The sequence below is a fragment of the Lachnospira hominis (ex Hitch et al. 2025) genome (assembly GCF_040096395.1).
GTDB lineage: Bacteria > Bacillota > Clostridia > Lachnospirales > Lachnospiraceae > Lachnospira > Lachnospira hominis.
Genome location: NZ_JBBMES010000031.1, coordinates 1 through 10,253 on the forward strand (window position 1 = coordinate 1; position 10,253 = coordinate 10,253).

General features: G+C 38.5%; 13 protein-coding genes. All 13 read right to left on the minus strand.

Going from position 1 to position 10,253, the window contains the following annotated elements; translation table 11 throughout:
• Nucleotides 1-166: 166 nt before the first annotated feature.
• On the minus strand, nucleotides 167-544 hold the full coding sequence (locus WMO38_RS14500; protein ID WP_117921150.1) for a hypothetical protein: 378 nt from the start codon (nucleotides 542-544) through the stop codon (nucleotides 167-169).
• 66 nt (nucleotides 545-610) lie between these two features.
• Complete coding sequence (locus WMO38_RS14505; RefSeq protein WP_118057765.1) at nucleotides 611-1,438, minus strand: hypothetical protein; 828 nt, start codon at nucleotides 1,436-1,438, stop codon at nucleotides 611-613.
• 16 nt (nucleotides 1,439-1,454) lie between these two features.
• The gene (locus WMO38_RS14510) at nucleotides 1,455-1,613 is read right to left on the minus strand and encodes a hypothetical protein (protein ID WP_154267374.1); all 159 of its coding nucleotides are present in this window, start codon (nucleotides 1,611-1,613) and stop codon (nucleotides 1,455-1,457) included.
• Nucleotides 1,614-1,861: 248 nt separating this feature from the next.
• Entirely contained in the window at nucleotides 1,862-2,410 is a 549-nt protein-coding gene (locus WMO38_RS14515) for a hypothetical protein (protein ID WP_006859190.1), read from the minus strand.
• A 45-nt stretch (nucleotides 2,411-2,455) separates the two neighbouring features.
• Nucleotides 2,456-3,229, minus strand: coding sequence for a hypothetical protein (locus tag WMO38_RS14520; RefSeq protein ID WP_195593240.1), 774 nt, complete (start codon nucleotides 3,227-3,229; stop codon nucleotides 2,456-2,458).
• A complete protein-coding gene (locus WMO38_RS14525; RefSeq protein ID WP_154646182.1) occupies nucleotides 3,222-3,359 on the minus strand; it encodes a hypothetical protein in 138 nt (45 codons plus the stop codon). The genes WMO38_RS14520 and WMO38_RS14525 overlap by 8 nt, the downstream gene beginning before the upstream one ends.
• Nucleotides 3,325-4,581, minus strand: coding sequence for a sensor histidine kinase (locus WMO38_RS14530; protein WP_349163172.1), 1,257 nt, complete (start codon nucleotides 4,579-4,581; stop codon nucleotides 3,325-3,327). Before WMO38_RS14530 ends, WMO38_RS14525 begins: the two co-directional genes overlap by 35 nt.
• A gap of 1 nt (nucleotide 4,582) precedes the next feature.
• Nucleotides 4,583-5,290: a LytR/AlgR family response regulator transcription factor gene (locus tag WMO38_RS14535; RefSeq protein WP_243092128.1), complete on the minus strand. Its 708-nt coding sequence runs from the start codon at nucleotides 5,288-5,290 to the stop codon at nucleotides 4,583-4,585.
• 211 nt (nucleotides 5,291-5,501) lie between these two features.
• The gene (locus WMO38_RS14540; RefSeq protein ID WP_349155491.1) at nucleotides 5,502-5,642 is read right to left on the minus strand and encodes a hypothetical protein; all 141 of its coding nucleotides are present in this window, start codon (nucleotides 5,640-5,642) and stop codon (nucleotides 5,502-5,504) included.
• A gap of 13 nt (nucleotides 5,643-5,655) precedes the next feature.
• Nucleotides 5,656-6,168 (minus strand): ParB N-terminal domain-containing protein, encoded by a 513-nt coding sequence (locus WMO38_RS14545; protein ID WP_349155490.1) that lies wholly within the window; start codon nucleotides 6,166-6,168, stop codon nucleotides 5,656-5,658.
• 579 nt (nucleotides 6,169-6,747) lie between these two features.
• Entirely contained in the window at nucleotides 6,748-7,161 is a 414-nt protein-coding gene (locus tag WMO38_RS14550; protein ID WP_337544353.1) for a hypothetical protein, read from the minus strand.
• A gap of 30 nt (nucleotides 7,162-7,191) precedes the next feature.
• Nucleotides 7,192-9,684 (minus strand): ABC transporter permease, encoded by a 2,493-nt coding sequence (locus WMO38_RS14555; protein WP_349163173.1) that lies wholly within the window; start codon nucleotides 9,682-9,684, stop codon nucleotides 7,192-7,194.
• 14 nt (nucleotides 9,685-9,698) lie between these two features.
• Nucleotides 9,699-10,253: ABC transporter ATP-binding protein (locus WMO38_RS14560; protein WP_349163174.1), on the minus strand; the 555-nt coding region annotated here is incomplete at its 5' end.

Sequence of the window (10,253 nt, forward strand, 5' to 3'; positions counted from 1 at the left end):
CAACATTGTTCTGATAATAACTCTGTCCTACTCCACTAATAGCCATTTTTAATCCTCCTTTATCAGCACTTTTTCATGCCTTTATATCAAATAGGCGTTTGCGAAACGCCAAAAGCCGCATAAATACGGCATTTTTTGTTGTTAAAATAAAATATCTCCTCAAGATTTATGGTAAAATAGAGTTGCGAGAAACTATCAACCAATCCTGATATGCCTTTTCTCTCGCAGCACTTGCTTCTTTGTCTGTCTTTAACAACTGCTGCTTGGTATCTTCCGTCAATTCCACCTCTTTACCATTGACCGTAACATATCCTCTTGCAACTGCCCTGCTGACCATTGCAGAATCAGAGAAATGCACAATATAAGAATTTTCTTTATCTCCTTTTGTGATACCCAATACATCCTTTCCAGATGTTGCTGTGATTTTTTCTTGTTCGCATACCTTTTTACTTTCTGCATTCTGTTGGCTATAATGCGGATATTTACTATATAAATTTTTCTGTCGGTCATAGATGGAATCAATCTGTTTATTTAAAATGTTCATAGTCCACTGCCCTCCCTTGCTTTTTCCTTATTATTTCAATATTTCTCAAACATTTTAATACCCGCATTAAACAATAAAACCAATTTTTTCAAACAGAAATTCACAATATTTATGCATATCCTGATTTCCGCTTCTTAAAACAGAAGAAAACAAAGACTTTATATCTATATTTCCTCCCGTTCTTTCATATTGCTCCAGATAAAGTGAACGGAACTCTAAATAAGAATCTTGAATATAGTCACATGCCTGATTTATATCAAAGGCATCAAACGATTCATCCAATTTTGTATTCTGAAATTTCTGCTTATTTTCTGCATTTTGCTTTTGACTTTTGGCAACCATTTTGTCCCATTTTATCAGTTCCTCAAAACCTTTATTTAGCTTTTCCAATTCTTCATCCATTGACAACAGACGTCTTTTCCCACTCTCTGGATTATCGCATACATACACTTCTCTTGTTCCATTCCTATATCCTTCTACAATTTTTTGATACATAGTAGAATAGGCATATGCAGCTCCCATTCCAATATCATCGAAACCATACCCATTTTTACTTTCACGGATACTTTTTAAATATTTAGCATTTTCATCCCATAATTCTCGAAGATAATCATTTGACCAAACAGTTTTAGGCACCGTTTCTCTGATATAATTTGCGTAACTAGCGTCTAAGGCAAAACTATCATGTATATATGTGTTTTCCTGATTTTCCCCATCGACTTCATCTGAATGTTCTATCTTCCGGCATACGTCCTTGCCGGATGTTACGGTCATTTTTTCTTGCGATTCATTTGCCTTATGCTTTTTATGAGAAAACCCTATAGTTTTCATATGATCGCCTTTTTGATGACCGTACAATGAAGATACGGTATTCTGACCAAAACCGATGTGCATACTTCTATTCCTCCAATCAGTTTATCTGAATTGTACCGTCTACTATCACAAACTGTACGTTTAACTCAGACATAATATCTTTGTGCTGTGTCCGGTTATATGCTAAAATTTCCCAGATATCGCTTGCGTAATCCTGATAGGTCAGATTCCCGCCCGGATTTAACTGAATTTTCAACGCCTAATCCCATATTAACTCCTTTTGTTTTGCCATTACGATAATCACAACCACAACACTCCACAAAATATTTCATTATTCTGACCTAGTTTTCCCTTTTCTTCGGTCCTTTCGGCTGGTGATAAATTGCTGAATACTCTACCGTCCTGCCAAGAACTGTTTTTCCACTTCATTCCGGGCAATTCTCTCCACTACCTTCAATACCTTGTTTGTAATCTTTTCTTTCTTCAAAATTATAGAAATTGATACTATGCATATGTATCAAAACCTACCTTATTTTTAGTTGTCGCTTCTATAGCAATCATATTTTCTGTTTTTTTATCTTCTTTTTCTTTATCCTCTTTCATTCTCTCCAGCCATTTGTCAATTTCTGAATCCGTACCAGTCTCTCCAAAAATGCCACAGGTTGTCATTTCGGTTCCATTATTCGTAAACTTAAACTCCACTGATATCAGTTTACTACCATGACTTATTGCCGCCTTCTGTGCATTTCGTATAACATCTGGCATAATTGCTAAATTTTCCTCAAGCCATTTCGCAGTTTTTTCATCTCCACATGCCTTTTGCATTACACTTCTGTCAATCAATACAGAAGCATTTTTGCATGGAGTCAAACATTTATACTTGTTAGTCAAATACTTTGAATAGTCTGATACATTTTTAAACTTATTGGCTGAATTCATAGTGTATCCTGCATAATAATTCTTTTCACTATTCTTTGATGGCTTTACATTTTCATTTTTTACATTTCCGTATGTGTATGTATTGGCATACGATGATACTCCATTAATTCCCATACTGCATCTCTCCTTTCTATTTAGCCTTGATTTTTTATTTGCAGGCTATTGGGTTTTGTTCGATACGCTTACTGCCATTGTAAAATTTGCCTCATAAGAAGCTACTGCCTGACTTATTGTGACAGTCTTAGCAAACGAACTACTCTCAGCCACCAATCGAGTTCTGGCATCCTGAGCGGATAACCTTTTATTTTGCGCATATTCTTCATAAGCTGTTCTTTCCGCTTGTTTTTTCTGAATCCGCTTTTTTTCCTGTTGTTTCTTTACCTGATTTTCTATTCTCTTTTTATTTTCTATTCTGCGCTCCCAAAAACTATTTTTTGACTTATCATTAAAAATCTTCCCACCATTCCCATTGTTATAACCATCACTCCACATCTCAGCATGACATTCTTCTTTTGATGCTCCATAATATATTGTAGAAAACGCTCCTCCACATATACCGGACCATTTATCCGGTTGTGACCAACCCACCTGCAAATCATTTAATACCCATGCTTCATACTCTGGATCGTTCTTCATCGCTTCAAAACCCGCCTCTGAAATGGTGACAGATATTGACTCGCCTGCCCTTGTGGGATGCATTGGAATTTGGGATATTTTATTGTAAATGTACTGCTTGTATTCCACCATCGTCATATCTTTAGCAGACACAGAACCTATTTTTGAATTGCCCACTATACTTCCGCTAGCTTCGCTCTTTTCTCTTACACTATCCGCAAACCTTGTATCTTCCTTCTCCTGATCTTTAGCCACAATTTTCTGCTGGTACTGATTGCAAGCCCGTGTCATATAGTTCACATTAATTGTATTACTCATAGTAACCTCCTTTGCTTTCTTTATCGGATAAAATAACCTGTTCTCCTAGTCCCATATCATCAAACGACCATATTACGCACACAAAGACCATCTCTTTACAAGATGACCACTGCCTTAAATTCATTTTCATCGCAGGAAAGCACCATATCACCGCCATATTTATCCACAACTGCTTTTACATTTAACAATCCAATACCGTGATGATCCCCTCTTTTGCTCTTTATCGTATCATTTTCAATTTCCACCTTTTCTGTCACCGGATTTCTTACCGCAAATATCAGTTTATGTTCTTCGCACTCTAATTTCAGATGAATGACCGCTTTTCCGGTATTTTTCAGTACCTTTTCACTCTCCCGGATTGCATTATCCAATAAATTGGAAAGCAGAATCACAATCTCTTCCTCTTCCAGACAAATCTCCTGCAGATCCCCTACTTTTAGGATCACTGCTATGTGCTTCTCCTGCATGCTGCGGTATTTCTGGTTTAAAACAGCATTGACCACCGGATGGTTCGTGTTGATTGCCGACATCTCGACAGCTATGCTCTCTGTCAGCTTCTGCGTAAATGAAAGTGCCTCATCTGTGTGTCCATTCTTTATCAATGTCTGGATCGTGGAAAGCTGATTTTTATAATCGTGCATTTTTCTTCGCTGACGCTCATAGATTTCTTCCCGGTCCTGATAATCTGCAATACGATTTTTCTGATTTTGTTCCGTAAGTACCGCAATTTTTATTCTCTCTTCTTTTTCAATGGTATTCTGCATGAACTCCATAAGGATAAGGTTAATCGCAACCAGTCCCACCGAAAGAAATAAAAATACATTCTGCATATCATCGTTTTCTGAATAAAACATAAGAATGAAACCGACCACCGTAAATACAGGAACACAGAAAAACTGTAACCATTCTTTTCCTGTAATCAGACCGTAGCTTTTTCTTGTCTTGCTAAATCTTCTGATAAACAACATCAGAATGATAAAAGCAGTCTTTGATATCAGTGCCTGTAAAAACCATTTTTCTTGGATTGAACCTCCTCTTCCCAGCAAAACAGTCACATAATCAATCAATACAAGCATTGTATAGTTGATGATTGAAAATAAAAAACTCTGCCGGAAGGAGACCTCATAATAAGCCAGATTTAGTAAAGACATAACCAGTATAATCAGGATACATTTTAACATTCCGATCCATACCCCTGTGACTGCTGCCAGATAAAGCACTCCGCAATAAACAAAAAATCTGTATCTGTTCCTATATCCGCCATCTCTTTTTTCCATAAAAGTATCAAAAAAGTATAGCGTTCCTTTTACTTCCAGCATTTCCGCAATAAATGTCAATACCCAGAATGTCATGTTATTCTTCTCCCTTATACAGCATATATTCCCTCTTTACCTGTGCATATCGTGCCTTGGGAACCGGAATCTTTTTTCCTGTCGTAAGTGTCATCACATAACTGCTGATTTTGGTAATGTATTTCATATTTACAAGAAAACTTAAATGCGCCCGCACAAATCCCATATTCTTTAATTCGTTTTCCAGTTCATCCAGTTTTTTATAAATCTGAAATGTCCCTTTTTCTGTATAAAATACATTTTTGTGAAGCTCTGTTTCTATATAAATGATGTCATCTGCATAAAGTTTTATCGTTCCTTCCACAAAACGAAATTCGAGAATCCTACTGTTTTTATTAATTTCTGCTATCAAATCATCCATACATTCTTCTATAGTATCTGCAAGGTTATCTTTCAGCAGAAAACGGCTTGCTTTCACCTTATATCCATCCAGTGCGTAATTCATGTATGCCGTCACCAGTACAACCGGAAGTTTTGGGTATTTTTCTTTGATCCTCATAGCTGTTTTCAGCCCATCCATCCCCTGCATATTGATGTCCAGAAATAATAGCTGGCACGCTTCCAAAGCAGATTGTTCTTCGCATAACTGTTCTCCAGAATCATATTCTGTAATAGCAAACTCATAATTCTTTTTTTCACCATAGTCTGACAGCAAATCTGACAGATTTTTTCTGTCATCTATCCTGTCATCACAAATAATAATGTTCATATTTTTCATTCCTGTCTTTGATTTCTCTCATGCCTGTAAACCATACAAGTCTCACCTAGCACTCTTTATTATATCAAACAAATCTTTCACTCGATCATTCTCTGCATCAAATGACTATTTTCCGCATAGAACGACTATCTCCTATAGAAACGCAGAAGCATTGTATCTCAAACTCTTTGAAATACAATGCTTCCCTGCATTTTCTATATCGTCATGTTGATATTATTACTTTACTATCCACATTTGCTATCCTGTGAATGTCTGTTTGCTGATATCTTTCCAGATTATAATCCTGATATTCATTTCCAAGCACTTCCTTTATCTCATCCTGATCTGCTTTCAGATCAATCAAACATTTTCCTCCTTTAATAGCTCTCCATGTTTATCTTTAATAACGTTAAAATTTCTCTGCGCATCTGCTCAGCCGTATAATATGATGGAAAATACCTATACAGTTGCTCATTTTTAAACACAACACGAGTTATTTCTTTTTGTTTAACTTCTGTGATTATTGCTTCAACACTATCCACAGAAATATTCTCCTCTTCCTGCATTTTCTTAATTCTTATCGCCTGAGACAGATTTGGTGTTGCAAGTGTATTCTCCATTGCTTCCTCATCCAGCATGTATCTGATTATTACAGGTACCTTTGTGTATTTGAGCTCCATAGCTGCATACTTTCTTCGGTGTCCTGATATAACCTCGTAAAATCCTTCCGGCCTTGGTCTGACAATTAATGGATTTAGTATTCCATATTTACTGATGCTGTCCTGCAGTTCCTTCATCTGACTGTCAGCCTGAACTTTAAATGGATGATTTTTAAAATCGTGAAGTCTCTCAATTTCTATCTCCACAACTTTTTCATCATTTCCTCTCATTTGAGTGGAAATTTTTAATTTTGGGTGGATGAAATAATCATTTTTTTAATGATTTTCGGTGGATTTTTCCACCCAAAAAAGTAAAAAGCAGTAATGAATTTTCTTAATCATTACTGCTTCAAACAACTGTTCTCAGGGGGAATCGAACCCCCAACTAGCGCTTAGGAGTTCAAGCCCCCGTTGGAAACCTATATTATTTTGAGTTAGGATAAGTCAATGAAATCATTGATTTTTCTACCCTTCCTGTAAATCCATGTCAAAATAAGAAAACTGAAAATCATCTAAGTTAAGCACCTCTCGCTGACAAATGAGTGACATTGTCACCCTGAGGGTTCAACCATTCCGTTCCTACGAATTCATATTTATGGCTACCATTCTCATTTAGCAATGCAGTAATGATAACACTGTTTTCTTATTAGATTACTTATATTATAACGTGTACGAGGTCGGATGTCGATTGTTTTTTGACCATTATTTACTTCTATTTGCTTTAACTTAAAAAGCCGTAAGCTAATGCTCCCAGCTTTACATTTTTTTATTCCATCAGTTTTACAAACTTGAAGTTGTCTTTCTGCTTATTTACTCAACATCAAATTCAGCCGCCAAATAATGCGGTGTTCCGTCCTTTGCCTTCATTTCTAATACTACACGATAGGTTCCCGCCTCCAAGCGAGTTCCATAATAATCATATTTTTGAACAATACTTCCCTGCAAGCCCGTACTGTCTCCACCCAATGAGAATTCTAAATTATTAAAAGGAAATATATCCTGCGAATATGTCAAACGATACCATTGCCCGTCAATGTGGCGTTCGAGATACTCAAAGCCAGGACTACCATCCTCACCGAAAGAATAGATTTCTTTAGAATTCGCAGTAACAGCCCAGCGAATGGTATATCCCTTAAACGGAGACCATGTGGGCTTTTCAATGGTCAATTCAAAGCCGTCAACCTGATTGACAGGATAAGAGACTGGTTCTCCAAGAGTAATCAAAAATAAACACATTTTGCTATTTGATTAAACTCACTCTGTCAACCGCAATCGCTCCACAACTGGAAGGTTAACGTCAGTTTTGTAGACCCATATAGGCACAATAAGGCAGATTAGCAACACCAGTCCAGACACCAGCACCAGCGGGATAAATGGATAGGAGAAAACAGTATAATAGGCCACTTTACTAAAAATCATATATAGCAAGATGAAGATTGCTGTTCCAATGGTGACTGCAAGGGAAAGGGAAACGCCCCAATAATAGAAACCTTCCATAAATAGCATTCGTTTGATTTGTCGCTTTGTCATTCCAATGCTTTCAAGAACAGCTAATTCATAGCGCCGAGTATTTACATTGACAACCATTGTATTGACAAAGTTCATGACACCAACAAGCAGCAGGATCACGGACAACCCTGTTCCTAAAACCTTTGCTGTAATGAGATATTCCTGCATTTCTTCTCGCCGTTCATATCGGGATATAATATCAATGTTAGCTTGTGATGCGGTGATTTGCTTTAATTCTTGCAGTATACTTTCGTCATGTTGACCATCCGTATCAAAGGCCACGCGGAACACTCTATATTGCGGAAAGAGTTCTTTCAAAGCTGTTTGACTAATATACAAATCAGGAGCCGTCCCTCTCTCATTGCCTCCTCCTGCTCGAAACCCTTCATTCAAATAACCGTTCGCTACAATAAAGGAATGCTGTCCGTTCTGCGTCTGGATTGTTATTTCCTGCCCCGGCTGAATAAGGTCTTCTACTGTTTTGGACAGCAGCACAACCTTTCCTTGTTCAAAGGCAGACGTGTCAATAGGCAAGTTTAAGGTTTTATTGATTTCTTCCAAATATGCACTGTCAATTCCAAAAACCCCGCTAAAAAAGTTTTGCTGATAATTTTCTAATTTTGCCGGATCAGAAAAATCAATGCCGTTTACTCCGTCTAATGACGCAAGAAACTCGTGAAATACAGCATCGTCATATACAACATCTGCTGCTACTTGAGGATAAGGTGCATAGGTCAACCTCAAATTCTCAATGCCGTCAAGCTGACCAATCTCTGAAACCATTTCGCTGGAAATTAAATCTTCTCTTTCGTGGATACTATATGTGAGTGCAAAATCGCTTACTCCCCATTGGCTCACATAATTCTCCGAGCTTAAACCATGTAATAGCCCTGTGACGACAAGGAACAAGGAAAGGCCGAAAAAAAGCGATGCAAAAACAAGGGTTGTACTCTTAGCATTACGAAAGACATTGTTCCATGCCATTCTGGACAACTTCATTTTGCTACAATTTCTGGCGCTGCTCTTTGTGCTGGCTGCTGTATATTGGAGTGCTGCTATTGGTGAAACATTTCCGGCAATTTTGGCGGGCTTCATGCTTGCAATCATAACGGTAATAAACGTAAATATGGCCGCTCCTATGAAAATAAACGGCGAAAAAGATACTTTTGTTCCCACATCAGAATTTGTTGAATACATCATATTCAGGAAGTAAGGAACAATGCCAAAGGAAACAACCGCACCAAGTAACAGACCAATCGGAATACCAATACAAGAGATTCTGATTGCCTGCTTATAGATAATTCTCTTTATCTGCCTTTGGGTCGTTCCAATCGTTTTAAGACGGCCATAGAATTGCACATCTTTTACGACAGAGACATAAAGAATATTATAAATCAGCAGATAGCCGCTAAAGGATATAAAAACTGCTAAAATTATTACAGCTAAAATAATAGTTCCACCATTTGCCTGTTCTAATGGTACAATTTCAAATGTTTGCCCTTCTGTAAAGTCAATCTCACGCCGCAATCTTTCACAGTTTTTGTCAGCATTATCATTGCCTTGAAAACGGATCATTGCCGTAACACTATTATCCAGTGATACATTTAAGCTATCCTTAAAAGCGGATGAAACATAAACATAACCACGATTATTTGTGCGCATTGGAATGTAGTCCGTATAGTAGCCCGACAGCAAAAAGGTGTCTGAGACATAATTATAGCTATCGCCAATTTGGTACGACAACACAATCTCCATCCCTATTTGCGGATCAGAAATGCCCATCTGTTCAAGCACCCATGTAGGTAGCATAATTTCGTTTTTACTTGATGGGTAATTTCCTACAACACTTGATATAGTAGGCAGACGGTGGGTTCCCCACTCGGTATCATCTATCCAAACTATACCTAATCTCGCATTTTGCAGTTGCTCTGTATCAACACTGCCTAAACGCTGCTGTATACCTACGTCAAGGACAAGGTTTGATTTTGAAATTTCAACCAACTGATTTTCTGTGACATTTGTGATTCCGACATCAGCGGTAGTTCCCATTAACCGAATTTGTTGCATTTGGTAGGTTTCAAAGTAACTAAAACCAATACTGAATGTCGCAGTTATCATAAATGCAGTTAGCACAAGAGCAATGATTGCAAATAAATTACGCTGCCGTTCACGATGCAAACTGCGCTTTGCCAGCTTCTTTTCAATGTCACTGGTATCATTTTCAAAAGGCCATGTCATAGCTTGCCACCTCCTTATTCCACAATCCTGCCATCCTCAATGCGGACAATCCGATCTGCAAGACGGGCTATGTCGTCATTGTGGGTAATCATCACAACAGTTTGCCGGAACTCCGCACTGGTGCGCTTGATAAGCCCCAGCACCTCGGCGCTGGTCTTGCTGTCAAGGTTGCCAGTCGGTTCGTCGGCCAGCACAATAGCCGGTTTGGTAATCAAGGCGCGGGCGATAGCCACACGCTGCTGCTGGCCGCCGGAAAGATTGTTCGGCATATTTTTCAGTTTATCTTCCAGCCCCAGCAGGTGAACGATTTCGTCCAAAAACTTCTGATCCACCGTGTCCCCGTCCAGCTCCACCGGCAGGACGATGTTCTCATACACATTCAGGATCGGAACAAGGTTATAGTTCTGGAAGATAAAGCCGATGTTGCGGCGGCGAAAGATGGTAAGCTGCTCGTCGTTCTTCTTTGCCAGTTCTTCGCCTCGAACAATCACTGTTCCGCTGGTGGGAGTGTCCAGCCCGCCCATCATGTGAAGCAGGGTGGACTTGCCGCTGCCGGAGGTTCCCACAAC